The sequence below is a fragment of the Streptomyces sp. NPDC047981 genome (genome assembly GCF_040653315.1).
Taxonomy (GTDB): domain Bacteria; phylum Actinomycetota; class Actinomycetes; order Streptomycetales; family Streptomycetaceae; genus Streptomyces.
In genome coordinates this window covers 65,265-89,679 of record NZ_JBEZNQ010000036.1, presented here as the reverse complement: position 1 = coordinate 89,679, position 24,415 = coordinate 65,265, and the positions used below count along the sequence as shown (strand labels likewise).

Genomic DNA, 24,415 nt, shown 5'->3' with positions numbered 1-24,415 from the left:
CGCCCCTGCCCCCGCGCCCCGCCGGCCCCGGCCGCGCCCTGGGCGCCGCCTAAAACACCCCCCCCCCGCCCGCTCGCGGGGCCCGCCGCGCGGGTCCCGGTACGGGTCAGGGTGGACCCACCGGACATCGGGTGACGGCCGCGCCCTGCCGCCCCTCTGCGGCGGGCGCTCCCGGGCCGGCGCTCCGTGGCGCCCGTCCGTGGCGGGCGGTCCGTGACGGACGGTCCGTGGCCGGGCAGGCGCCGGTCAGCCGTTGCGCGGGCCCGGGAAGGCCGGCGGGCGGGGGTCCTCGCGGAGGGACGGGGACACCGAGGTCGGCTGCGGCGGCATGGTGCGGGCCGGCGGCACCACCGGCATCGTGCGCGTCGTGCCCGGCTCGGGCGCGTGCTCCTGGTCCACGACGAGCCCGGGCTGGGGCGTGCGGCGCGCGCCGTAGCGGCGGTGGACGGCCTGCTTCGTGACCCCGAGGGCGGAGCCCACCGCGTCCCACGAGAACCCGAGCGAGCGGTCGAAGTCGACGGCCGCCGTCACCAGGGTCTCGACGCTGTCCCGGAGCTCCTGGGCCAGCCGGACGGTCGGGGCGGGCGCCCGCCCGTAGACGACGAAGCCCGTCGACGGGCCGGAGCGGCGCGGGCGGTAGACATTGCCCAACTGGGCCGTGAGCGTGCGCAGTGCGTCGACCTGCCGCCGGACCCGCTCGATGTCCCGCACCAACAGGTGCAGACTTGCCCGGGCTTGGGCGTCGTGGGTTGCGTGGTCGGCCATGTGAAAGCCTCTCGAACCGGCGTGGAAAAGGGTCGGGCCACGACGAGGGCGGGCCCGTTTCGGTCAATCTCTCTTGACCAACGCGCCACCCGTGCTTGGGTCACGCTGCGGGGGCGTACACGCATATGCACGGGGCGCTCGTCGCTACGTACGCCCCCTGCTGCCCCGGCCTCTAGACTGGTGCGCTGCCCTCCACCACCCCGACATGCGAGGTTTTCCGAGTGAAGCTGGTCTTCGCAGGCACCCCCGAGGTCGCCGTGCCCGCCCTGGACGCCCTGCTCGCCTCCGGCCGGCACGAGGTGGCCGCCGTGATCACCCGTCCCGACGCCCCCTCGGGCCGTGGCCGGCGCCTCGTGGCGAGCCCGGTCGCCGAGCGGGCGGAGGAGGCCGGGATCGAGATCCTCAAGCCGGCGAGGCCGCGTGACGAGGCGTTCCTCGCGCGGCTGCGCGAGATCGCCCCGGACTGCTGCCCGGTCGTGGCGTACGGCGCGCTGCTCCCCAAGGCCGCTCTCGACATCCCCGCCCACGGCTGGGTCAACCTGCACTTCTCGCTGCTGCCCGCGTGGCGTGGCGCGGCGCCGGTCCAGCACGCGGTGATGGCGGGCGACGAGGTGACCGGCGCGTCGACCTTCCAGATCGAGGAGGGGCTCGACTCCGGCCCGGTCTACGGCGTGATCACCGAGGACGTGCGCCCCACCGACACCAGCGGCGACCTGCTCACCCGGCTCGCCTTCGCGGGCGCCGGGCTGCTCGCGGCGACGATGGACGGCATCGAGGACGGCACGCTCAAGGCCGTACCGCAGCCCGCCGACGGCATCACCCTCGCGCCCAAGATCCAGGTCGAGGACGCCCACGTGGACTGGAAGGCCCCGGCGCTCCGCGTGGACCGCGTCGTGCGCGGCTGCACGCCCGCCCCGGGCGCCTGGACGGTGTTCCGCGGCGAGCGCCTCAAGCTGATCCAGACGGCCCTGCTCCCCGACCGCACGGACCTCACGCCGGGCGAACTCGCGGCGGGCAAGAACAACGTGTACGTCGGCACCGGCTCGCACGGCGTCGAGCTCCTCTGGGTCCAGCCCCAGGGCAAGAAGCCGATGAAGGCCGCCGACTGGGCCCGCGGCGTCCGCATCACCCCGGGCGAGCGTGTCGGCGTCTAGCGACGGGGCGGGCGGACCGGGGCGGCCCCGGGCCTGGTCGCGGCAGGGCGGCTCGACCTCGTCGTGGGGCATTTTCCGCGGGTGGGGGCCTCGGACGTAGGCTGAGGGGGTTCGACCTCGTCATTTCTCATGCGGAGCACCTTTTGAGCGAGCAGGCACGTCGCCGTCCCCCCAAGCCGTACCGGCGTCCCAAGAAGGATCCCGTGCGGATCCTGGCCTTCGAGGCGCTGCGGGCGGTCGACGAGCGGGACGCGTACGCGAATCTCGTGCTGCCGCCGCTGCTGAAGAAGGCGCGGGAGAAGGGCGACTTCGACGGGCGGGACGCGGCGCTCGCGACCGAGCTGGTCTACGGGACGCTGCGGCGGCAGGGGACGTACGACGCGATCGTGTCGGCGTGCATCGACCGGCCGCTGCGCGAGGTCGATCCGCCGGTCCTCGACGTGCTGTCGCTCGGCGCGCACCAGTTGCTCGGTACGCGGATCCCGACGCACGCCGCCGTGTCCGCCAGCGTGGAGCTCGCCCGGGTGGTGCTCGGCGACGGGCGGGCCAAGTTCGTGAACGCCGTGCTGCGGAAGATCTCGCAGCACGACCTCGACACCTGGGTCGAGCAGGTCGCCCCTGCCTACGAGGACGACGCCGAGGACCACCTCGCCGTCGTCCACTCCCACCCCCGCTGGGTCGTCTCGGCCCTCTGGGACGCCCTCGGCGGCGGCCGGGCCGGCATCGAGGACCTCCTGGAGGCCGACAACGAGCGGCCCGAGGTCACCCTCGTCGCCCGGCCCGGGCGGGCCACCACCGAGGAACTGACCGGCGAGGACACGCTGCCCGGACGCTGGTCGCCGTACGCGGTACGGCTGGCCGAGGGCGGCGAGCCCGGCGCCATCGAGGCCGTCAAGGACGGCCGGGCCGGCGTCCAGGACGAGGGCAGCCAGCTCGTCGCCATCGCGCTCGCCAACGCGCCCCTGGAGGGCCGCGACGAGCGCTGGCTCGACGGCTGCGCGGGTCCCGGCGGCAAGGCGGCCCTCCTCGGCGCCCTGGCCGCCGAGCGCGGCGCCGCTCTGCTCGCCTCCGAGAAGCAGCCCCACCGCGCCCGCCTCGTCGAGCGCGCCCTGGCCGGCAACCCCGGCCCGTACCAGGTGATCGCCGCCGACGGCACCCGCCCGCCGTGGCGGCCGGGCTCCTTCGACCGGGTCCTCATGGACGTGCCGTGCTCGGGCCTCGGCGCCCTGCGCCGCCGCCCCGAGGCCCGCTGGCGCCGCCGCCCGGAGGACCTGGACGGCTTCGCCCCGCTCCAGCGCGGGCTGCTCCGCGAGGCGCTGTCCGCGGTGCGCGTGGGAGGCGTCGTCGGGTACGCGACCTGCTCGCCCCACCTGGCCGAGACCCGCATCGTCGTCGAGGACGTCCTCAAGGGGCGCGGCGGCCCGGCGGTCGAGGCGGAGTGGATCGACGTCCGCCCGCTGATGCCCGGCGTGCCCGCGCTCGGCGAGGGACCGGACGTCCAGCTCTGGCCGCACCTCCACGGCACCGACGCGATGTACCTGGCGCTGCTGCGCCGTACCGCCTGAGCCGCCCGAAGAGCCCGGAAGGTCGGTTACATCCCGGCCTTCCGTGCCGGAATCGGGTCCGGAGGTGCCCAGATCCCGGTCCGAAACCGCTTCGCGGCAAAGAAGTGCCCAAGAACATGGCAGGCTTGGCACATGGCGCAGATCAACCCCAGCATCCTGTCCGCAGACTTCGCCCGCCTCGCCGAGGAGGCGAAGGCCGTCGACGGAGCCGACTGGCTGCACGTCGATGTCATGGACAACCACTTCGTCCCGAACCTGACCCTCGGCGTGCCGATCGTCGAGTCGCTCGCCCGGGCCACGGACACCCCGCTGGACTGCCACCTCATGATCGAGGACCCGGACCGCTGGGCCCCGCAGTACGTGGAGGCCGGCGCCGGGTCCGTCACCTTCCACGTCGAGGCGGCCGCCGCCCCGGTGCGGCTCGCCCGCGAGATCCGGGCCAAGGGGGCGCGGGCCTCGATGGCCCTCAAGCCCGCGACGCCCATCGAGCCGTACGAGGACCTGCTTCCCGAGCTCGACATGCTGCTTATCATGACCGTCGAGCCCGGCTTCGGCGGCCAGGCCTTCCTCGACATCATGCTGCCCAAGATCCGCCGTACCCGTGAGCTGATCTCCAAGCACGGTCTGGAGCTGTGGCTCCAGGTCGACGGCGGCGTGGCCGAGTCCACCATCGAGCGGTGCGCCGAGGCCGGCGCCGACGTCTTCGTGGCCGGATCCGCCGTCTACGGCGCCCAGGACCCGGCCGAGGCCGTCCGCTCCCTCCGCGCCAAGGCCGACGCCACGACCGCCACGGCGGCGTGGGCGTGTGGCCACTGAACCTCCGGCAGATGAACGCGGTCCGTCGGGGCGCCGACAGGACCGATCGGGACCCGCCGGATCTGACAGGATGAACAGCGGGTCCAGAGTGTGAACGGCCCCGGCACGACCTCGGCACACAGCAGTACGACAGCAGTACGACGGCAGTACGACGACCAGCACCACGACGCGGCACGTGAGCAGCGGTACGTGAACAGAGCTAAGGAGATCGCGGTGGCGGGAATCTCGGCGGGACGGTCAGCCCTGCGGATGGGACCCGCGGAGCTGGTTCAGGCGGCGGCCATGGCGCGCCGCTTCTACCTCGAGGGCAAGTCCAAGATCCAGATCGCCGAGGAGTTCGGCGTGAGCCGCTTCAAGGTGGCCCGGGTCCTGGAGACCGCGCTCGAACGCGACCTCGTGAGGATCGAGATCCGCGTCCCGGCCGAGCTGGACGCCGAGCGCTCGGACGCGCTCCGCGCCCGCTACGGGCTCCGCCACGCCGTCGTCGTCGAGTCCCCCGCGGAGGGCGAGGACGAGTCGCCCGACCCGGAGAACCTCGGCGAGGTCGCCGCCGACCTGCTCGGCGAGCTGGTCAACGAGGGTGACGTCCTGGGCCTGGCCTGGGGCCGCTCGACCATTCACATGGCCGCCGCCCTCGACCGGCTGCCGCCCTGCACCGTCGTCCAGCTCACCGGCGTGTACGACGCCGGGACCGCCGAGCGCGGCTCCGTCGAGGCGGTCCGGCGTGCCGCCCAGGTCTCCGGCGGCGAGGCGCACCCCATCTACGCGCCGATGCTGCTGCCCGACCCCGCCACCGCGGCCGCCCTGCGCAACCAGACGGGCATCGCCCGCGCCTTCGAGTACTTCGACAAGGTCACCGTCGCCTGTGTCTCCATCGGTTCCTGGGAGCCGGGCATCTCGACCGTGCACGACATGCTCACCGACGAGGAGCGCGCCCACTACGCCTCCCTCGGCGTCGCCGCCGAGATGTCGGCCCACCTCTTCGACACCGAGGGCCGCCGGGTGGGCCGGGACCTGGGCGAGCGCTGTATCACGGTCGAGGCGGACCGGCTGCGCCGGATCCCCGAGGTCGTGGCGATCGCGGGCGGCCAGCGCAAGGCCGCGGCGATCGGGGCGGTCCTCCGCTCCGGGCTCGTCACCAGCCTCGTGACCGACCGGGCCGCCGCCGACTACCTCCTCACCGAGTCCGCCCCGGCCCCGCGCCCCGCGCTGGAGCGCGCCGACCCGGACGGCGTCTGAGACACCGGCCCGGCAGGCCCTTCCCCCCCGTCCGCGCGAGCACGGCGGGCGGGGCGGCCGGGCCCGACGTAGCGTCGGGGCATGCTGCTCCGGCCCCTGCGCGCCCTCCTCGGGCTCTTCCTGTGCGTCGGCGTGCTCCTCGGCTGCTCCACCGCACAGAGCGGCACGAGCCCCGCCCCCGTCGCCCCCACCGGCTCCTCCGGTCTGGCGACGGTCCGGGTCGCGGAGCTGCCGGACGAGGCGCGGGCGACCCTGCGGCTCATCGAGCGCGGCGGCCCCTTCCCGTACGCCAAGGACGGCGCGACCTTCTCCAACTTCGAGCGGATCCTGCCCCGGCGCGAGCGCGGCTACTACCGCGAGTACACCGTCCGCACCCCCGGCGAACGCGACCGGGGCGCCCGGCGTCTCGTCACCGGGCGGGGCGGCGAGGTGTACTACACCGACGACCACTACGAGACCTTCCGGGAGGTACGGCCCGATGAAGCTCGCTGAGGCGCTGCGGGACCCCGTCGTCCTCGATCTGCGCGGGGTCGTGGACAAGGCCGCCTTCATGGACCGCTGCGCGGGCGCCCTCGCGCTGCCGCGCTGGTTCGGCCGGAACTGGGACGCCCTCGCCGACTGTCTGACCGATCTGCCCCGCCCTGTGGCCCTCGTCGTCACCGGGTGGCAGGCTTATGCCACGGCCCGGCCGAGCGACTGGGAGACCGCCCAGGACGTCTTCGCCACGGCCGCCGACACCAGCACCACGGGCCTCACCGTCCTCCTTGCCCTGGGGACCCCGCAGGGGAACCCTCGGGGCAGCGCTCTTGGAGGATCGGACGAAGGGGGTTCGGCAAGCCTCGGATGAAACGCCCGGGCCGGGCACGGCCACAGGCGTGGGACAATGAACTACGTGCTTTTTCCCCTGGCTGAAATGCCTAGGGGCCGATCCGAACGACTGGGATGTCAGCACGTGCGTTTCCTCAATGACGTCAAGCCGCCCTACGACCTGACGTACGACGATGTCTTCATGGTGCCGAGCCGCTCGGCCGTGGGTTCCCGCCAGGGCGTGGACCTCGCCTCGCCGGACGGGACCGGTACGACGATCCCGCTGGTCGTCGCCAACATGACCGCGATCGCCGGCCGTCGCATGGCCGAGACCGTCGCCCGCCGCGGCGGCCTGGTGGTCATTCCCCAGGACATCCCGATCGAGGTCGTCACCGACGTCATCTCGTGGGTCAAGAGCCGCCACCACGTCCTGGACACCCCGATCGTCCTCGAGCCCCACCAGACCGTCGCCGACGCGCTCTCGCTGCTGCCCAAGCGCGCGCACAACGCCGGTGTGGTCGTGGACGAGGACCGCCGTCCGGTCGGCGTCGTCACCGACGCGGACCTGTCCGGCGTGGACCGCTTCACGCAGCTCTCCGAGGTCATGTCGAAGGACCTGCTGCTCCTCGACGCCGACATCGAGCCGCGCGACGCGTTCAACACGCTCGACCACGCCAACCGCCGCTACGCCCCGGCCGTGGACAAGGACGGCCGTCTCGTCGGCATCCTGACCCGCAAGGGCGCCCTGCGCGCGACCCTGTACACCCCCGCGACCGACGCGAATGGCAAGCTGCGCATCGCCGCCGCCGTCGGCATCAACGGCGACTTCGTGGGCAAGGCCAAGCAGCTCCTCGACGCGGGCGTCGACACGCTCGTCATCGACACGGCCCACGGCCACCAGGAGTCGATGATCTCCGCGATCAAGGCCGTGCGCGCCCTGGACCCGCAGGTTCCGATCGTCGCCGGCAACATCGTCGCCGCCGACGGCGTCAAGGACCTCATCGACGCCGGCGCGGACATCATCAAGGTCGGCGTGGGTCCCGGCGCCATGTGCACCACGCGCATGATGACCGGTGTCGGCCGCCCGCAGTTCTCCGCCGTCCTGGAGTGCGCCGCCGAGGCGAAGAAGTACGGCAAGCACGTCTGGGCCGACGGCGGTGTCCGCCACCCGCGCGACGTCGCCATGGCGCTGGCCGCCGGCGCGTCCAACGTGATGATCGGCTCCTGGTTCGCCGGGACCTACGAGTCCCCGGGCGACCTCCAGCACGACGCCCAGGGCCGTGCGTACAAGGAGTCGTTCGGCATGGCCTCCGCCCGCGCCGTGCGCAACCGCACGAGCGAGGAGTCCGCGTACGACCGGGCCCGCAAGGCGCTCTTCGAGGAGGGCATCTCCACCTCGCGGATGTTCCTCGACCCGGCCCGCCCGGGCGTCGAGGACCTGATCGACTCGGTCATCGCCGGTGTCCGCTCCTCCTGCACCTACGCGGGCGCGGCCTCGCTGGCCGAGTTCGAGGAGAAGGCCGTGGTCGGCATCCAGAGCGCCGCCGGCTACGCCGAGGGCAAGCCGCTGCACGCCAGCTGGAGCTAGTCACCGCCTGTTCCGACGACGGAGCCCCCGCGAGTCCCACTCGCGGGGGCTCCGTCGTCTCACCCGCGTACGTACGGGCCCAGCGCCCCCGCGACCGCCGCCGCGATCCGGGCGTGCCCCCGGTCATTGGGGTGCAGCCCGTCCGCCAGGTCCTCCGCGTCGAGCAGCGGGCGCCCGGAGAGCACCAGGAGCCGCCCGTCGCCCTCCGCCGCGAGGTCCCGGCCCGCGGCCTCCATGGCCGTCCGCAGCTCCGCCAGCGTGGCGCCCAGGGCGTTGCGGACGGCCTCGGCCTCGGGGCGGAGCACGGGGGAGAGGATCAGCAGCGGGGCGTCCGGGTGGCCCCGGCGCACCAGGCCCACGTAGGCCCGTACCGTCTCGTACAGCCACCCGGCCGAACTGGGCGCCCGTGACCAGCAGTTGGTGCCGAAGGCGAGGGTCACGAGCGCGCCAGGGAGGCTCGCGAGCTGTTCGGCGAGCGGCAGCTCGCCGCGCGCCCCGCCCGCGAAGCCGAGGTTGACCGTGTCCAGGCCCAGCGCCCGCCCCGCCGTGGCCGGCCACGAGTGCGCGGGCCGGGTCGACCACCAGCCCTCGGTGATCGAGTCCCCGTGCACCAGCCAGCGCGGCCGCCTCGGGGCGGGGGTCAGGGCGCCCTCGCGCGCCCGCAGCCCGAGCACCACCGGAGACTGGCTCTCCGGCAGATGGACCGCGAACGTCCCTCCCTCGGGCGGGAGTTCGAGCGCGACCGTGGCCTCCGCCGCCGGGTCCGCGAAGCTCTCGCCCACACAGGCCCCGTCCCGCCAGAGCGCGAAACAGTGCCGCAGTGCGCCCAGCGCGTCCCCGCGACCGGGGACGGCCGCGCGATAGCGCAGCTCGACCGCGTGCGTTCCGGGCGAGGCCGTGAACTCCACCCGTACGCCGATCGGCAGCGCCGCCCGCTCGGCGGTGTCCCGGGGCAGCCGGGCCAGGTCGGCGGGGTCGGCGCGGACGGCCCGGCCGCCGTCCAGCCAGGCCGTGCCGCGCAGGAAGGGAGCGGGTTCCAGCCAGCCCACCGAAGCCTCCGATCGAGGGGACGCCGAGGGCTCGCAGAGTCGTTCATCGGGCACGAGGAGTCAATGCGCGCGCCGGACCCGCTTCACACCCCCGTTCGGGCCCCAATGTGCCGATTCATGCGGTGGGGCGCAATGTTTCCCCGTCTGGGCCGCGAGCGCGCAATGATCTTCTGTGGGTGCGCAACAACCCTGCATTACGAGCGCGAAGCGCCTGGGCTTAGGCTCATGCCTCGTACCAGGAGTGGCGGCGACCGCCTTCTCGGCGGTTCCCCCTTCCCTCACGGGCTCTTTCGTGCTGCCCGTGTACCGCCGTGGTCGTCGCATTTCGACAGGCAGCGATCAAGGAGCCTTCGCAGTGCTGGATCAAGGCACAGCCTCACCGGCCACCGAGCCGACCGTCCCCAAGACCTCCGGGCTCTCCGCCCTGACCCGGCGCAAGCCGGTAGAACGCCTGGTCGCCGAGGGTGGCCAGGGTGAGGGCGGCTCGCTCCGCCGCTCGCTGTCGATGTGGCAGCTCACCATGATCAGCATCGGTGCCACGCTCGGCACCGGCATCTTCGTCGTCCTCGGCGACGCCGTCCCGAAGGCCGGCCCCGCCGTCACGATCGCCTTCGTCATCGCGGGTCTCACGGCGCTCTTCTCGGCTCTCTCCTACGCCGAGCTGGCCGGCTCCATACCGGTCGCGGGTTCCTCGTACTCGTATGCGTACGCAACGATGGGTGAACTCGTCGCCTGGATCTGCGGCTGGTGCCTGGTCCTGGAGTACGGCGTCTCCGTCGCCGCCGTGGCGGTCGGCTGGGGCGAGTACCTCAACGAGCTGCTCGACGGCACGATCGGCGTCACCATCCCCGACGTGCTCTCCTCCGCCCCCGGTGAGGGCGGCATCCTCAACCTGCCGGGTCTGATCGTCGTCCTGCTCGCGATGGTCTTCCTGCTCGGCGGCGCCCGCGAGTCCGCGCTCGTCAACACCATCATGGTGTTCGTGAAGATCGCCGCGCTGGTCCTCTTCTGCGCCATCGGCTTCATGGGCTTCAAGTCCGGCAACTACGCCGACTTCATGCCGCTCGGCATGGCCGGCGTCAGCGCCGCCGGAGCGAGCCTCTTCTTCTCGTACATCGGCTTCGACGCCGCCTCCACCGCCGGTGAGGAGGCGAAGAACCCGAAGCGCGACCTGCCCCGCGCGATCATGCTCTCGCTGCTCATCGTCACCGTCCTCTACGTCCTGGTCGCGGCCGTCGCCGTCGGCGCGTGGAACTGGAAGGACTTCGAGGGCTCCGAGGCCTCGCTCGCCGCGATCATGAACGACGTCAGCGGCCAGAAGTTCTGGGGCACCCTGCTCGCCGCCGGCGCCGTCATCTCGATCGCCAGCGTCGTGCTGACCGTCCTCTACGGCCAGACCCGCGTGCTCTTCGCGATGTCCCGCGACGGCCTCGTGCCCAAGGTCTTCGGCAAGGTCAGCGGCAAGACCGGCACCCCGCGCGTGAACACCGTCATCGTCTCGCTGTTCTGCGCCGCCCTCGCCTCCGTGATCCCGCTGGGCAAGCTCGTCGACGCCACCAGCATCGGCACCCTGTTCGCCTTCGCCCTGGTCAACATCGCGGTGATCGTGCTGCGCCGCACCCGTCCGGACATGGACCGCACCTTCCGCGTGCCGCTGGGCTGGACCTTCCCGATCCTCGGCTTCGGCTTCTGCGTCTACAACATGTTCAGCCTGGACTCGGTCACCTGGGTGGTCTTCGGTTGCTGGATGGCCGCGGGCCTCGTGTTCTACTTCCTGTACGGCATGCGCCGCTCCCGCCTGGCCACCGAAGCCGGGGCCGTCCAGACAGAGAAGTGATCCACCCGTAGTGCGACTCAACGACCTCGACGAACGCATCGTCCACGCCCTCGCGGAGGACGCCCGCCGCTCGTACGCCGACATCGGTTCGCTCGTCGGCCTGTCCGCGCCCGCCGTCAAGCGGCGCGTGGACCGGCTGCGGGCCGAGGGCGCCATCACCGGCTTCACCGTACGGGTGGACCCGGCGGCGCTCGGCTGGGAGACCGAGGGGTTCGTCGAGATCTACTGCCGCCACAACACCTCGCCGGACGACATCCGGCGAGGTCTGGAGCGGTACCCCGAGGTGGTGTCCGCGTCGACCGTCACCGGCGACGCGGACGCCGTCGTCCAGGTCTTCGCCTCCGACATGCGCCACTTCGAGCGCGTCCTGGAGCGCATCGCGGGCGAGCCGTTCGTGGAGCGCACCAAGTCCGTCCTGGTGCTCTCGCCGCTGCTGCGGCGCTTCTCCTCGGGCTCGCCCGCGTAGGGCCTGTCCGGCGGATCAGGGCCGGAAAGGCCCTGGCCCCGGCGGGCGGCTGGACGAAGGGCGGCGCGGGCCGTGGTTCCCGCGCCGCCCTTCGTCGTCCCGGGTGACCTAGTTGTACGGAGGCTGCCAGGGCAGCACCTTGAAGTCGCCGGTGCCCGCCTTGACCTGCTCGAAGGGGGCCGAGCTGAGGCAGGGCGGCACCTCCAGGTCGCTCTCGCGGCCGACCCAGCTGTAGCCGAGCCGGTCGTGCTTCCCCAGGTCGTGCACCGTGACGCCGACCCGCTTGTTCCGCAGCTCCTTCAGGTCGGTGTCGTGGATGACCCCCGTCACCACCGCGACCTTGCCGCCGGTGACCAGGCAGTCGACCTTGGCGACCGCGTAGCCGCCGTACGCCCCGCCCTCCGTGTAGTGGCTGAACCGGAAGGTGCCGGTCGCCGCCTGCGGGTCCTTGCGGTCCTTCTGCGCCAGGTGCGCGTCGAACGTGAAGGTGATGTCGTCGGTGGCCGGGGCCGGCCGGAACAGCTTGGCCGTGCCCGTCAGCGCGGCGGCCTCCCGGCTGCCGCCCCCGCCGTCGCCCGAGGCGACGGCGGAGCCCGCGGCGCCGGCCGTGATCAGCAGGGCGGCGGTCAGCGAGGCGATCTTCGTACGGCGGTTCATGGTGGTCCTTTCGGCAGGTCAACCGGACGACCACCACTCTTCCGGCCGGGCCGCGCCAGGGCGTCGGGCCGGGGAACGGTCCGTGCTCCGCCGCGCGGCGGAGGGGCCGTACGACCGCCGCCGGAGCCGTACGCAACGAATCACCGGGACGGTGGCCGATCGCGCAACGGTTCGACGGTCGGTCCGCAACGGTCCCGCCTTGTCCCGGCCGAGCACGGAACCGTACCGTTTTTAACGGCTTCCCCCTGTACTCCGACCCATCGAGGATGGTCCATGCCCGCGCTGCGTACCGCCCTGCTCCAGAGCTCCGGTGAGCTCGGCGACGTGGCCGCCAACCTCAAGGTCCTCGACGAGGCCGCCGCCCGCGCGGCCGCCGCGGGCGCCGACCTGCTGCTCGCCCCCGAGCTCTTCCTCACCGGCTACGCCATCGGCGCCGACATGGCCCGTCTGGCCGAACCGGCCGACGGCCCCTCCGCGCGCGCCGTCGCCGCCCTCGCCGCCCGCCACGACCTGGCCATCGGCTACGGCTACCCCGAGCGAGACACCGAGCAGCACGGCGTCCTCTACAACGCGGCCCAGCTCATCGGCGCCGACGGAGCCACCCTCCTGCGCTACCGCAAGACCCACCTCTTCGGCGACTTCGAGCACCACTGGTTCACGCCCGGCGAGGACGTCGTCGCCCAGACGGAGCTCGGCGGCCTCAAGATCTCGATGATGATCTGCTACGACGTCGAGTTCCCCGAGAACGTCCGGGCGCACGCCCTGGCCGGCACCGACCTCCTCCTCGTGCCGACCGCGCTGATGCACCCCGCCGAGGTCGTGCCCGAGTCCGTCGTCCCCGTGCGCGCCTTCGAGAACCAGCTCTACATCGCGTACGCCAACCGGACCGGCCCCGAGGGCGACTTCGAGTTCGTCGGCCTGTCCACGCTGGCCGCGCCCGACGGCACCGCCCGGGTCAGGGCGGGCCGCGGCGAGGACCTCGTCGTCGGCGACGTCGACCCCGCCCTCCTCGCCGCCTCGCGCAAGGACAACCCCTACCTCCGCGACCGGCGCCCGGGCCTCTACGGCTCCCTCGTCTGAGCCGCCCCCTTCCGCCTCTCGATCTTCCCGCTTTCCCCGCAAGGAGTCCGTACCCCATGACGTCCACGGTGCCCACGACCGCCGTCCCGCACAGCGACGGCCAGCCGCCGATCACCATGTTCGGTCCGGACTTCCCGTACGCCTACGACGACTTCCTGGCCCACCCGGCCGGGCTCGGCCAGATACCCGCGACCGAGCACGGCACCGAGGTCGCCGTCATCGGCGGCGGTCTGTCGGGCATCATCGCCGCGTACGAGCTGATGAAGATGGGCCTCAAGCCCGTCGTCTACGAGGCCGACCAGATCGGCGGCCGGCTGCGGACCGTCGGCTTCGAGGGCACCGGCACCGAGGGCCTCACGGCGGAGATGGGCGCCATGCGCTTCCCGCCCTCCTCCACCGCCTTCCAGCACTACATCGACCTGGTGGGCCTGGAGACGCAGCCGTTCCCGAACCCGCTCGCCGAGTCCACCCCGTCGACCGTCGTCGACCTCAAGGGCGAGTCGCACTACGCGCAGACCGTGGACGACCTGCCGCAGGTCTACCGCGACGTCATGAACGCGTGGAACGCCTGCCTGGACGAGGGCGCCGACTTCTCCGACATGAACCAGGCGATGCGCGAGCGGGACGTCCCGCGCATCCGCGAGATCTGGTCCAAGCTCGTCGAGAAGCTCGACAACCAGACCTTCTACGGCTTCCTCTGCGACTCCGAGGCCTTCAAGTCCTTCCGGCACCGCGAGATCTTCGGCCAGGTCGGCTTCGGCACCGGCGGCTGGGACACCGACTTCCCCAACTCCATCCTGGAGATCCTCCGGGTCGTCTACACCGAGGCCGACGACCACCACCGCGGCATCGTGGGCGGCTCGCAGCAGCTGCCGCTGCGCCTGTGGGAGCGCGAGCCGGAGAAGATCGTCCACTGGGCACAGGGCACCTCCCTGAGGTCCCTGCACGACGGCGAGCCGAAGCCGGCCGTGACCCGGCTCAACCGCACCGCGGGCAACCGGATCACCGTCACGGACGCCTCCGGTGACATCCGTACCTTCCAGGCGGCGATCTTCACGGCCCAGTCCTGGATGCTGCTCTCCAAGATCGCGTGCGACGACTCGCTCTTCCCGATCGACCACTGGACGGCGATCGAGCGCACCCACTACATGGAGTCCTCGAAGCTCTTCGTGCCCGTGGACCGGCCGTTCTGGCTGGACAAGGACGAGGAGACCGGCCGGGACGTCATGTCGATGACGCTGACCGACCGGATGACCCGCGGCACGTACCTCCTGGACGACGGCCCGGACAAGCCGGCCACGATCTGCCTCTCGTACACGTGGTGCGACGACAGCCTCAAGTGGCTGCCGCTCTCCGCGAACGAGCGGATGGAGGTCATGCTGAAGTCGCTCGGCGAGATCTACCCGAAGGTCGACATCCGGAAGCACATCATCGGCAACCCGGTGACGGTCTCCTGGGAGAACGAGCCCTACTTCATGGGCGCCTTCAAGGCGAACCTGCCGGGCCACTACCGCTACCAGCGCCGTCTGTTCACGCACTTCATGCAGGACCGGCTGCCGGAGGACAAGCGGGGCATCTTCCTCGCGGGCGACGACATCTCCTGGACGGCCGGCTGGGCCGAGGGCGCCGTGCAGACCGCGCTCAACGCCGTGTGGGGCGTCATGCACCACTTCGGTGGCTCGACCGACGCCACCAACCCGGGCCCGGGCGACGTCTACGACGAGATCGCCCCGGTCGAGCTCCCCGAGGACTGACCGTCCTCAGCCCCTCGGGGCGGCCAGTGGGGTGAGCAGCATCCGCCCCACCAGGCCCACCGACCGGTCGAGGCGTTCGGTGAACTCCTCGGCCAGGTCGGGCAGTTCGCGCAGCTGCCAGAGCGAGCGGGCCGCGAGCCAGGCTCCGTCGCGGGCCCGGTCGAGGCTCCAGCAGCCCAGCAGATGGGTCAACGGGTCCGTGATCTCCAAGAGGTCCGGGCCCGGCATCACTTCCTCCCTGATGCGCTCTTCGAGCAGCACGAGGATGTCGCCGACCCGGTCGAACTCGTCCTCCAGGTCGCGCGGCGCGCAGTCGAGCGTCCGGCAGGTGTCGACCACGGCGAGCGCCAGGTCGTGCCCGATGTGCGCGTTGATCCCGGCCAGCGCGAACTGCAGCGGCCGTACGCAGGGATGGCGCCGGTAGTGGAAGAGCGGGCGCCAGCACGCCGGCGCGGGCGCGCCGGTGGAGACGGCGTCGACGACCGCGAGGTAGCGCTCGGCGAAGCGCACGTCGAGGGTCGCGGCCGCCCGCCGGTCGGCGAACGTGCCGGCGGCGATGGCCCGGCCGATCTCCTCCGTGACGGTCAGATAGACCCGGTTGAAGACGCCGACCCCGTCGGCGGGATGCCAGGCCGACCGGATGGACCGCATCCGCTCCACCACCGGGTCGACGGCGGTGAACTGCCCGATCTGCGTCGTCTGCGCCATGGGCAGCAGCGTCCCAGCAGCCGGGCCCGGGAGGGAACTCCTCCGGCCCGGCTTCCCCAGAACGGGCGAACCTGGCTAGGACTTGGTGGCGGAATCCCCTTCGATGCCGCTCTCGTACGAGCTGGTGCCGGCGTCGAGCAGGGGCTCCTGCTGCTTCATGTGCGCCGGGGCGAAGGCGCGCAGCACGTGGTAGCCGGTGATGACGACGATCGTGCCGAGCGCGATGCCGCCGAGCTCGAAGGTGTCGGTGAAGGTCAGCTTGACCCCGCCGACGCCGATGATGATGCCCGCCGCCGCCGGCACCAGGTTGAGCGGGTTGCGCAGGTCCACCTTGGCGTTGATCCAGATCTGGGCGCCGAGCAGGCCGATCATGCCGTACAGGATCACCGTGATGCCGCCGAGCACCCCGCCAGGGATCGCGGCCACCACGGCGCCGAACTTGGGGCAGAGACCGAAGAGCAGCGCGAAGCCGGCCGCGGCCCAGTAGGCCGCGGTGGAGTAGACGCGGGTGGCCGCCATGACACCGATGTTCTCGGAGTACGTGGTGTTCGGCGGGCCGCCCACGGCGGTGGAGAGCATCGAGGCGGCGCCGTCGGCCGCGATGGCGGTGCCGAGCTTGTCGTCGAGCGAGTCCCCGGTCATCTCGCCGACCGCCTTGACGTGACCGGCGTTCTCGGCGATGAGGGCGATGACGACCGGCAGCGCGACGAGGATCGCCGACCACTCGAAGCTCGGTCCGTGGAAGGACGGCAGGCCGATCCAGTCGGCCTGGGAGACGCCGGAGAGGTCGAGCCGCCAGTGGTCGGTGACCTCGCCGCTCGGCGACATCGAGTGGATCTTGCCGAAGACCAGGTCGAAGACCCAGGAGATGGCGTAGCCGAAGATCAGGCCGAGGAAGATCGCGATGCGCGACCAGAATCCGCGCAGACAGACCACGGCCAGGCCGGTGAAGAGCATGACCAGCAGCGCCGTCCACTGGTCCTGCGGCCAGTAGGTGGCGGCGGTGACCGGGGCGAGGTTGAAGCCGATCAGCATCACGACCGCGCCGGTCACGATCGGCGGCATCGTCGCGTGGATGATCCGCGCGCCGAACTTCCGCACCGCCAGGCCCGCGACGAACAGCACCAAGCCGACGACGAGGACCGCGCCGGTGACGGTGGCGCTGTCGCCGCCCGAGGCCCGGATGGCCGCGGCGACCCCGACGAAGGAGAGCGAGCAGCCCAGGTAGCTCGGGATCGTGCCGCGCGTCGCGAGCAGGAAGATCACCGTCGCGACGCCGGACATCATGATGGCGAGGTTCGGGTCGAGCCCCATCAGGACGGGCGCCACGAAGGAGGCGCCGAACATCGCGACCACGTGCTGGGCGCCGAGGCCGGCCGTACGGGGCCAGGAGAGCCGCTCGTCCGGGCGGACGACGGCGCCTGGAGCGGGTGTTCGTCCGTCGCCGTGCAGGGTCCAGCGCACGCCGAGGTTCATGTGGTCGCTCCAGTTCTCCGATGACGGCCGGCCGGTCCGCCGCGCGAGACAGCGGCACATCGGCCGAAAAAGATCAGACACATGGTAGTGCGCCGCAGGTCACCGGGGTCCCGACGCCCGGTCGGAGGGCTACGAGACCTTCCCTGAGCTCGTCGCGGGGCTGCCGCTCGCGGCCGGGGCGGTCGTGGCCCCGCCCCCGGGGCGGAGCACGCCGGCGCCGACCACCAGACCGAGGGCGAGCAGCGTGACCAGGCCGAAGGAGAAGGTCAGCGAGGTCGCGTCGGCGATGCCGCCGATGGCCGAGGGGGCGATGAGACCCGAGGTGTACGTGATGGTGGCGACGCCCGCGATGGCCTGGCTGGGGTTCGGGCCGCTCTTGCCGGCCGCCGCGAAGGCCAGCGGTACGACGACCGCGACCCCGAGGCCGATGAGTCCGAAACCGGCCATCGCCACGACGGCGTGCGGGGCGAGGACCACGAGCAGCCCGCCCGCGGTCGCGGCGACGCCCCCGACCCGTACGGTCCGCACCGCGCCGAACCGGTCCACCACCCGGTCGCCCGCGAGCCGGGCGACGGCCATGGTCAGCGCGAAGGCGGTCGTGGAGGCCGCCGCGACACCGGCCGACGAGCCGAGCTCGTCCCGGAGGTAGACGGCCGACCAGTCGAGGCTGGCGCCCTCGGCGAACACCGCGCAGAAGCCGATCGCGCCGATGATCAGGGCGGACTTCGGGGGCAGTGAGAAGCGCGGCGGCGCTTCCTCCTCCGGGGTGGACTGCAGGTCGAGGACGCCCTGGCAGAAGAGCAGGCCCAGCGCGGTCAACACGAGCGCGGCGATCAGGTGGTGCAGCCGGGCGTCCCCGCCCAGATGGGCGGCGACGGTGCCGGCGGCGGAGCCGATCAGCGCGCCCACGCTCCACATGCCGTGCAGGCTCGACATGATCGACTTGCCGAGCCGGTTCTCGGTCTCGACGCCGAGCGCGTTCATCGCCACGTCGGACATGCCGGCCGTGGCGCCGTAGACGAAGAGCACCGCGCAGAGCCCGTAGATGTTGGGGGCGAGCGACGGCAGGGTGAGGGACATCGTCCAGAGCGCGAGCAGTCCGCGCAGCGCCGTACGGGCCCCGAAGCGGTGGCTGATGGCGCCGGCCAGCGGCATCGCGAGCGAGGCGCCGATCGCGGGGAAGGCCAGGGCGAGACCGAGCTGGCCCGCGCTGACGTCCGCGTGGTCCTGGATCCACGGGATGCGGGTGGCGAAGCTGCCGGTGACCGCGCCGTGGACGCAGAAGACGGCGGCGACGGCGAACCGCGCCCGCCGCAGTCGTTCGGTGGTGAAGACGGTCTCGCCCGCCATGTGCCCTCCCTCGGTTGGTGGGCGGTAAACTATCAGGAACCCTGCCTGATAAATAGTGGGTAAGGCGAAGACCGTGCGCACGCGTCTGAGAGGATCCCGGCATGGCCGCATCCCCGAGCACCGCCCGAGCCCTCAACGACCGGCTCGCCCTGCGACTGCTCCAGGCCGAGGGCCCGTTGACGGCGACTCAGCTGAAGACCCTGACCGGGCTCTCCCGGCCCACCGTCGCCGACCTCGTCGAGCGGCTCCGGGCCTCCGGGCTCGTCGGCGTCGTGGGGGAGTCCGGCGCGGAGCGCCGGGGCCCCAACGCCAAGCTCTACGGGATCGTCGCCGACCGCGCGTACCTGGCGGCGCTCGACGTGCGCACCGACTCCGTGGCCCTCACCGTCGCCGACCTGCTCGGGACGACGCTCGCCGAGGCATCGGCCCCGATCGGCGGGGAGGACGGGACCGGTCCTGCCGTCGAGAAGGCCGTCGCGCTCCTGGAGCGGACCGCGAAATCGGCGGGCGCGGAGCAGCTCCACAGCGTCGTCGTCGGCGCGCCCGGACTGATCGACCCGGCGACGGGGGAGCTGCGGGACTCCTCGGGGCTGCCCGAGTGGCACCGGCGGCTGATGGCCGCGCTCCAGGAACGGCTGCCCGCGACCGTGCTCGTCGAGAACGAGACCAACCTCGCGGCCGTCGCGGAGCAGCGGATCGGCGCCGCCCGCGACCGGGACACCTTCGTGCTGCTCTGGCTCGGCCAGGGGGTCGGCGCGGCCGTCGTCCTGGACGGCCGGCTGCGCCGCGGGGCCTCGGGCGGGGCGGGCGAACTCGGGTTCCTGCCGGTGCCCGGGACCTCCGGGCTGCCCTCGGCCACCGGCTGCGAGGGCGGCTTCCACGAGCTGGCCTGCACGGCCGCGGTGGAGGCCCTCGCCAGGGAGCACGGCCTCGACCCGGCCGCCGCGCTCTCCTCCGGGCACGGCCCGTTCCTGGACGCCCTCGCCCGCCGGCTCGCGGTCGGCGCGGCCGCCGTCGCCTCGGTCCTGGACCCGGGCTGCGTGGTCCTCGGCGGCCGGACCGGCCATCTGGGCGGCCCGGAACTCGCCGCCCGCGTCGAGGCCGAGGTCGCCCGGCTCTCCCCGCTCCGTACGGAGGTCCGCGCCACCACCCTCGGCGACACAGCGGTTCTGCGCGGCGCCCTGCTCGCCGCCCGCGACGCGGCTCAGGACGCGCTCTTCCCCTGAGAGGTCTCGTGCGGGGGCTCGCCGAACCGGGTCCGCAGGAACTCCTCGAAGGTCACCCGGCCCACCGCCTGCTCCGGGGCGAGGTGGCCGCCGTCGCGCAGCCCCCGGTAGGCCTTGCCCGCGAGCGGGACCTCCACGACCTTGCGCTCCGTCCCGGTCGCCCTCAGATACGCGGCCGCGAGTTCGGCGAACGTACGGACCTCGGGGCCGCCCATGTCCTCCGCCCGGCCCGCGGGCTCACCCTGGGCCAGTTCCGCGAGGCGTTCGGCGGCCTCCGTGACCTCCATCGGCTGGTCCGGCACGTCCTTGGGGACCAGCATCACCGGCGGCTTCGCGAGGCCGGCCAGGAGCCGCAGGATCAGGTCGTGGTACTGCGTGGTCCGCAGGATCGTCCAGTCGACGCCCGACTGCTCGATCAGCCGCTCCGCCGCCCACTTGGCCTTGTAGTACGGCAGCGGCACCCGGTCCACGCCGACGATCGAGATGTAGACCAGGTGCCGGACCTCGGCCCGGCGCGCGGCGTCGAGGAGGTTGCGGACCGCCTGGTCGTCGCCCCGCAGGATGTTCGTGCAGTGGACGATCGTGTCCACGCCCCGGACCGCCCGGTCCAGGAGCGGCCCGCCCCTGCGCAGGTCGACCGCGTACGGCGGCGCGTGCCGGCTGAGGACGCGCACCTCGTGGCCGGCCCCGCGCAGTCGTTCGCAGACGGGGTGGCCGAGCGTCCCCGTACCTCCGGTCACCAGAAACGTGGTCATGGTTCCAGGGTGAACGCCTTCGCCGCGGCCCGCACATGCGGACCGCGGCGAAGAGTGGAGGACCCGGCGGCGGCAAGGGCCGTGAGAACCGCCGCCGGGCGCTTACGGGGAGGGGATCAGGGCGTCAGCAGGCGCCGAGGTCCTTCCAGACGCCCCATTCGCCGGTCGTGCCCGGCTCCTCGTTCTGCGTCCACCACTGGGCCTTCCACTTGTGGCCCTTGTGGGAGACCTCGGCGCCGCCGTTGTAGACCGTGCCGGCCACGTACGCCGGAGCGGTGCACGTGCCACCCGTCGGAGGCGTGGTGGGCGGCGTGGTCGGGGGAGTCGTCGGCGGGGTGGTGGGCGGCGTGGTCGGCGGCGTCGTGGGCGGGGTGGTCGTGCCCGGCTCCACCACCGTCACACCGCGTGCCAGGTCGCCGGCGAGCGCGTACGTCGTACCGCTGATGTTGACCGTCCAGTTCGACGGCGTGGACACCGGCAGGTAGTAGTTGAACGCCAGGTCCACCGAGGCGCCGGGGGCCAGCGTCTGCCAGGCCGGGAGCTTCAGCGAGACCCGGTGGAAGTCGCCCTTCAGACCGCCCACGTTGTTCCCGGTGTGGTCGCTGCTGATGACCTTCGTACCGAAGCCGGACTGGTCGGAGGCGTTGGCCGGGGCCGCGGTGGAGTAGTCGAACTGGAACTCCGTGCCGCCCGGCAGGGTGGTCGCGGTGTTGTTGGTGATCTTCAGCTTGGGCGTGATCGGGTAGTTGGAGTCGCCCAGCTTGAACTCGGTGAACTCCACGCCCACGTTCACGGCCTGGGTCGGCAGCGTGGCGTTGGACTTCTTCGCGCCGTACGGGGTGGCCGCCTTGAACTTGTCGTACATGAGCGAGGTGAGCGTGTCACCCATCTCGTACTGGCCCTTGCCGGCGTTCCAGTCGTAGTCGCCGGCCATCTCCCAGACCATCGTGCCGCCGATGCCCTTGCTGACCACGTAGTCGGCCTTGGCGGCCACCGACTGCTCGTCCTCGGTGGAGAGGAAGACCTTCTTCTGCGCGTTCCACAGCCACGGCGCGACCAGGGTCGAGTCGTACTTGCGGGCGTAGGTGCCGGTCAGCGTGGTGTTCGCGGGGAAGCCGTACTGCGTGACGTAGTCGCCGACGATCCCCTTCTCCAGGTTCTTGGCGTGCCACATCGGGTTGGAACCGGCCGGCGACTCGACGCCGTTGGTGTCCTTGTCGTGCCACAGGTTGTCGATGCCGACGGCGCCGTCACCGCACTTGGTCAGACCCGCGCCCGCCGGGCAGGTGGTCGCGGTGGCCTTGCCCCACAGGCCGTCGGTGCCGCCCTGCACGTTCTTGTGGCCGCGGGTGTAGTACGGCAGGCCGATGTTGATCCGGCCGGCCGGCATCGAGCCGCGGAAGTAGTGGTAGGCCCAGTCGGTGTTGAGGTAGCCGACACCGCCGTACTGCTGCGAGCCGTAGACGCCCGCGGCGGCCAGTTCGCCGTCCTTGCCGTCGTCGAAGAGCGAGGCGTTGGGACCGACGTACTCGTTCCAGGCGCCGTGCAGGTCGTAGGACATGATGTTGACGTAGTCCAGATACTTCTGCATCTGGAAGGTCTCCATGCCGCGTAGCAGGTAGCCGGAGGAGGGCGCGGCGACGGTCAGCAGGTAGTGCTTGCCGTCGGCGGCGCCGGCCCGGTCCAGCTTCTCGCGCAGGGACTTCATCAGGGCGTCGTAGCCCTTGACCAGGCCCGCGCGGCGGGCGTTGGCGAGCTGCCAGTCGAGCGGGTTGCCCGCGTCCTTCATCGTCGTCGGGTACTCGTAGTCGATGTCGACGCCGTTGAAGCCGTACTTCTTGATGAAGGCGACGGCCGAGTCCGCGAAGGTGTCGATACCGGCCTGGTTGACCGAGCCGTCGGCGTTGGTGGCCATCGAGTAGAAGCCGCCGGAGTTCACCCGGGTGCCGTTGTCGTCGAAGTAGCCGCCGGTCTCCGCCCAGCCGCCGACCGAGATCAGCGTCTTGACGTCCGGGTGCTGCTTCTTGAACTTGTTCAGCAGGTTGAAGTGGCCCTTGTAGGCGAAGCCCGGGTCCATCTCGGCGCCCGCGACACCCGGCCAGGTCATCCCGGTGGCGGCGTTGTTCGGCCCGTCCGCCCCGACGGACAGTTTGTTGTCGGAACCGACGTGTCCGAAGGCGTAGTTGATGTGGGTGATCTTGTCCCACGGAATGTTGTTGGCGAGGTAGGCGGGCTCGCCGTTCTTGCCGGTGCGCCAGCCGGTGAAGTAGCCGATGACGCGGCGCTGGTGGTCCGCGCCCATCTTCTCGCGGCCCTCGGTGTCGTAGACCGAGCAGTACGGGACGTCGACACCCGGGGTCTTGTACAGCCCGTCCGGGCGACAGCTCTCGTTGTCGGCGGCGTACGAGACACCACCGGCGAGGGAGCTGATCAGCAGACCGGCGACGGCCGCGCCGGACGCGAGCAGCGACACTCTCGTCTTCGTGGGGGACAACACGATCGGTTCCTCCAAGGGAGGTCGAAAAAAACACAACGAACAAGGCGGTGGGTCGTGTTGGGCCCGTGGAGTGCGCACACCGACGGGCCGTTCCTCGGAGGTGACACGGAGATTAAGAGGACTAGACCAGTGCGTCAATAGGTCTGGACCAAAGAAGGGAAGGTTCATGCCCTGTGAGCCAGCCCACAGGCCCTCGCCCGCATGGCCGACGACCGGCCGTGGCACACTGGCCCTGTATCAGCAGCAGCGCACTCCGGGGTCGGTGTAATTCCGAACCGGCGGTATAGTCCGCGACCCGTCCGCAGCCAGCGGCCGGTTGACCAGGTGAAATTCCTGGACCGACGGTGAAAGTCCGGATGGGAGGCAGTGCGCGGCGGGCGACCCTTCTCCGAGGGCGCTGTCGGCCGTATCGCCGCTGGTCGTCCTTCTCGGCGACCGGTGTGTCCGGCCTCGGCACCCCCGTGCGAACCGTCGTACCCGCTCTCTGTCGTCATCGACAGGCCCCGGAGTCCGTGCCCGAAGAGGCAGGAGGACCCGGTGGCGGAGCACGCCGACATCACCGCCATGCGACGCGCCGTCGCGCTCGCCGCGCGCGGCCTCGGCTCCGCGAGCCCCAACCCGGTCGTCGGCTGCGTCCTCCTCGACGCCTCGGGACAGCCCGTTGGCGAGGGCTACCACCAGCGGGCGGGCGGCCCGCACGCCGAGATCCACGCCCTGCGCGAGGCCGGCGACCGCGCCCGCGGCGCCACCGCCTACGTCACCCTCGAACCCTGCAACCACACCGGCCGCACCGGCCCCTGCGCGCAGGCGCTGATCGACGCCGGTGTGCGCCGCGTCGTCTACGCGGTCGGTGACCCGAACCCGCAGGCCACGGGCGGTGCGGACACCCTGCGCGCGGCCGGGGTCGAGGTCGAGGGCGGGCTGCTCGCCGACGAGGCCGAGGCCGGCAACCTCGCCTGGCTCACCTCCGTACGCCTCGGCCGCCCCTTCGTCCGCTGGAAGTACGCCGCCACCCTCGACGGCCGTATCGCCGCCGCCGACGGCACCTCCCGCTGGATCACGTCCGCCGAGTCCCGCGCCGACGTCCACCGGCTGCGCGCCGAGGCCGACGCCGTCGTCGTCGGCTCCGGCACCGCCCGCGCCGACGACCCCCACCTCGCCGTCCGCGGCGTCGAGGGCGCCGTCCAGCCGCTCCGGGTGGTCGTCGACACCGAGGCGAGCGCTGTGAAGCCCGGCGCCCGGGTCCTGGACGACGCGGCCCGCACCGTGATCGCGGTCGCCGAGGACATGCTCGTGGAGGAGACCGTCCACTTCCCCGAGACGTGGCGGCTGTCCCGCGCCCCCGGCGGCGGCCTCGACCTCACCGAACTCCTCGCCATGCTCCACCAGCAGGGCGTCCGTTCCGTCCTCCTCGAAGGCGGGCCGACCCTGGCCGCCGCCTTCGTCCGCGCGGGCGCCGTCGACCAGGTCGTCGGCTACCTCGCCCCGGTCCTCCTCGGCGCGGGCCCGCACGCCCTCGCCGACGCCGGAATCACCACGATCACCGAAGCGTTGCGGCTCGACATCACCGAGACCGTGCGCATCGGACCCGATCTCCGTATCACCGCGACCCTCAAGGGAGCCTGA

21 protein-coding genes and 1 riboswitch are annotated in these 24,415 nt (G+C 72.2%); of the genes, 13 read left to right on the top strand and 8 right to left on the bottom strand.

Annotated elements, in window-relative coordinates:
• Window positions 1-246: 246 nt before the first annotated feature.
• Window positions 247-765 (bottom strand): hypothetical protein, encoded by a 519-nt coding sequence (locus AB0E14_RS22205; protein WP_362420632.1) that lies wholly within the window; start codon window positions 763-765, stop codon window positions 247-249.
• Between the two features lie 221 nt (window positions 766-986).
• Here AB0E14_RS22205 and fmt point away from each other — a divergent pair, with 221 nt between their 5' ends.
• The 7 genes from fmt (at window position 987) to AB0E14_RS22170 (ending at window position 7,934) form a co-directional block, all read left to right on the top strand.
• Window positions 987-1,919 carry a methionyl-tRNA formyltransferase gene (gene fmt, locus AB0E14_RS22200; RefSeq protein WP_362420629.1) on the top strand — a complete coding sequence of 311 codons (933 nt, stop codon included), beginning with the start codon at window positions 987-989 and terminating at the stop codon, window positions 1,917-1,919.
• Window positions 1,920-2,062: 143 nt separating this feature from the next.
• The gene (locus AB0E14_RS22195) at window positions 2,063-3,484 is read left to right on the top strand and encodes a transcription antitermination factor NusB (RefSeq protein ID WP_362420626.1); all 1,422 of its coding nucleotides are present in this window, start codon (window positions 2,063-2,065) and stop codon (window positions 3,482-3,484) included.
• Between the two features lie 132 nt (window positions 3,485-3,616).
• Entirely contained in the window at window positions 3,617-4,300 is a 684-nt protein-coding gene (rpe, locus tag AB0E14_RS22190; RefSeq protein WP_362004883.1) for a ribulose-phosphate 3-epimerase, read from the top strand.
• Between the two features lie 222 nt (window positions 4,301-4,522).
• Window positions 4,523-5,539 carry a sugar-binding domain-containing protein gene (locus tag AB0E14_RS22185; RefSeq protein ID WP_362420638.1) on the top strand — a complete coding sequence of 339 codons (1,017 nt, stop codon included), beginning with the start codon at window positions 4,523-4,525 and terminating at the stop codon, window positions 5,537-5,539.
• Window positions 5,540-5,620: 81 nt separating this feature from the next.
• Window positions 5,621-6,031 carry a ribonuclease domain-containing protein gene (locus AB0E14_RS22180; RefSeq protein WP_362420622.1) on the top strand — a complete coding sequence of 137 codons (411 nt, stop codon included), beginning with the start codon at window positions 5,621-5,623 and terminating at the stop codon, window positions 6,029-6,031.
• Window positions 6,018-6,386 carry a barstar family protein gene (locus tag AB0E14_RS22175; protein WP_362420619.1) on the top strand — a complete coding sequence of 123 codons (369 nt, stop codon included), beginning with the start codon at window positions 6,018-6,020 and terminating at the stop codon, window positions 6,384-6,386. The genes AB0E14_RS22180 and AB0E14_RS22175 overlap by 14 nt, the downstream gene beginning before the upstream one ends.
• 105 nt (window positions 6,387-6,491) lie before the next feature.
• Window positions 6,492-7,934 (top strand): GuaB1 family IMP dehydrogenase-related protein, encoded by a 1,443-nt coding sequence (locus AB0E14_RS22170; RefSeq protein ID WP_362420616.1) that lies wholly within the window; start codon window positions 6,492-6,494, stop codon window positions 7,932-7,934.
• A 59-nt stretch (window positions 7,935-7,993) separates the two neighbouring features.
• Here the strand turns inward: AB0E14_RS22170 and AB0E14_RS22165 are convergent, their stop codons facing one another.
• Entirely contained in the window at window positions 7,994-8,983 is a 990-nt protein-coding gene (locus AB0E14_RS22165; protein ID WP_362420613.1) for a GDSL-type esterase/lipase family protein, read from the bottom strand.
• A gap of 355 nt (window positions 8,984-9,338) precedes the next feature.
• Here AB0E14_RS22165 and AB0E14_RS22160 point away from each other — a divergent pair, with 355 nt between their 5' ends.
• Together AB0E14_RS22160 and AB0E14_RS22155 are read left to right on the top strand one after the other, a co-directional pair.
• On the top strand, window positions 9,339-10,820 hold the full coding sequence (locus AB0E14_RS22160; protein ID WP_362420610.1) for an amino acid permease: 1,482 nt from the start codon (window positions 9,339-9,341) through the stop codon (window positions 10,818-10,820).
• Window positions 10,821-10,830: 10 nt separating this feature from the next.
• Entirely contained in the window at window positions 10,831-11,286 is a 456-nt protein-coding gene (locus tag AB0E14_RS22155) for an Lrp/AsnC family transcriptional regulator (RefSeq protein ID WP_015032260.1), read from the top strand.
• 108 nt (window positions 11,287-11,394) lie between these two features.
• On the opposite strand, the gene AB0E14_RS22150 is transcribed toward AB0E14_RS22155, so the two are convergent.
• A complete protein-coding gene (locus tag AB0E14_RS22150; RefSeq protein ID WP_362420607.1) occupies window positions 11,395-11,943 on the bottom strand; it encodes a Repetin in 549 nt (182 codons plus the stop codon).
• A gap of 273 nt (window positions 11,944-12,216) precedes the next feature.
• Here AB0E14_RS22150 and AB0E14_RS22145 point away from each other — a divergent pair, with 273 nt between their 5' ends.
• On the top strand, window positions 12,217-13,023 hold the full coding sequence (locus AB0E14_RS22145; RefSeq protein ID WP_362420604.1) for a carbon-nitrogen hydrolase family protein: 807 nt from the start codon (window positions 12,217-12,219) through the stop codon (window positions 13,021-13,023).
• A 56-nt stretch (window positions 13,024-13,079) separates the two neighbouring features.
• A complete protein-coding gene (locus AB0E14_RS22140) occupies window positions 13,080-14,777 on the top strand; it encodes an NAD(P)/FAD-dependent oxidoreductase (protein ID WP_362420601.1) in 1,698 nt (565 codons plus the stop codon).
• Between the two features lie 6 nt (window positions 14,778-14,783).
• Here the strand turns inward: AB0E14_RS22140 and AB0E14_RS22135 are convergent, their stop codons facing one another.
• The 3 genes from AB0E14_RS22135 to AB0E14_RS22125 all read right to left on the bottom strand — a co-directional run bounded on the left by AB0E14_RS22135 (window position 14,784) and on the right by AB0E14_RS22125 (window position 18,311).
• Window positions 14,784-15,485 carry a DUF5995 family protein gene (locus AB0E14_RS22135; protein ID WP_362420598.1) on the bottom strand — a complete coding sequence of 234 codons (702 nt, stop codon included), beginning with the start codon at window positions 15,483-15,485 and terminating at the stop codon, window positions 14,784-14,786.
• A 75-nt stretch (window positions 15,486-15,560) separates the two neighbouring features.
• Window positions 15,561-16,961, bottom strand: coding sequence for a solute carrier family 23 protein (locus AB0E14_RS22130; protein WP_362420595.1), 1,401 nt, complete (start codon window positions 16,959-16,961; stop codon window positions 15,561-15,563).
• A gap of 129 nt (window positions 16,962-17,090) precedes the next feature.
• Entirely contained in the window at window positions 17,091-18,311 is a 1,221-nt protein-coding gene (locus tag AB0E14_RS22125) for an MFS transporter (RefSeq protein WP_362420592.1), read from the bottom strand.
• A gap of 101 nt (window positions 18,312-18,412) precedes the next feature.
• Here AB0E14_RS22125 and AB0E14_RS22120 point away from each other — a divergent pair, with 101 nt between their 5' ends.
• A complete protein-coding gene (locus AB0E14_RS22120) occupies window positions 18,413-19,537 on the top strand; it encodes an ROK family transcriptional regulator (protein WP_362420589.1) in 1,125 nt (374 codons plus the stop codon).
• On the opposite strand, the gene AB0E14_RS22115 is transcribed toward AB0E14_RS22120, so the two are convergent.
• The gene (locus tag AB0E14_RS22115; RefSeq protein ID WP_362420586.1) at window positions 19,516-20,292 is read right to left on the bottom strand and encodes an SDR family oxidoreductase; all 777 of its coding nucleotides are present in this window, start codon (window positions 20,290-20,292) and stop codon (window positions 19,516-19,518) included. The genes AB0E14_RS22120 and AB0E14_RS22115 overlap by 22 nt on opposite strands.
• Before the next feature lie 124 nt (window positions 20,293-20,416).
• Window positions 20,417-22,789, bottom strand: a complete 2,373-nt coding sequence (locus AB0E14_RS22110; protein ID WP_362420583.1) for a chitinase C-terminal domain-containing protein — start codon at window positions 22,787-22,789, stop codon at window positions 20,417-20,419.
• 244 nt (window positions 22,790-23,033) lie between these two features.
• Window positions 23,034-23,163: riboswitch (FMN riboswitch) on the top strand.
• A 163-nt stretch (window positions 23,164-23,326) separates the two neighbouring features.
• Between AB0E14_RS22110 and ribD the strand changes: the two genes are divergently transcribed.
• Window positions 23,327-24,415, top strand: coding sequence for a bifunctional diaminohydroxyphosphoribosylaminopyrimidine deaminase/5-amino-6-(5-phosphoribosylamino)uracil reductase RibD (gene ribD / locus AB0E14_RS22105; RefSeq protein ID WP_362420580.1), 1,089 nt, complete (start codon window positions 23,327-23,329; stop codon window positions 24,413-24,415).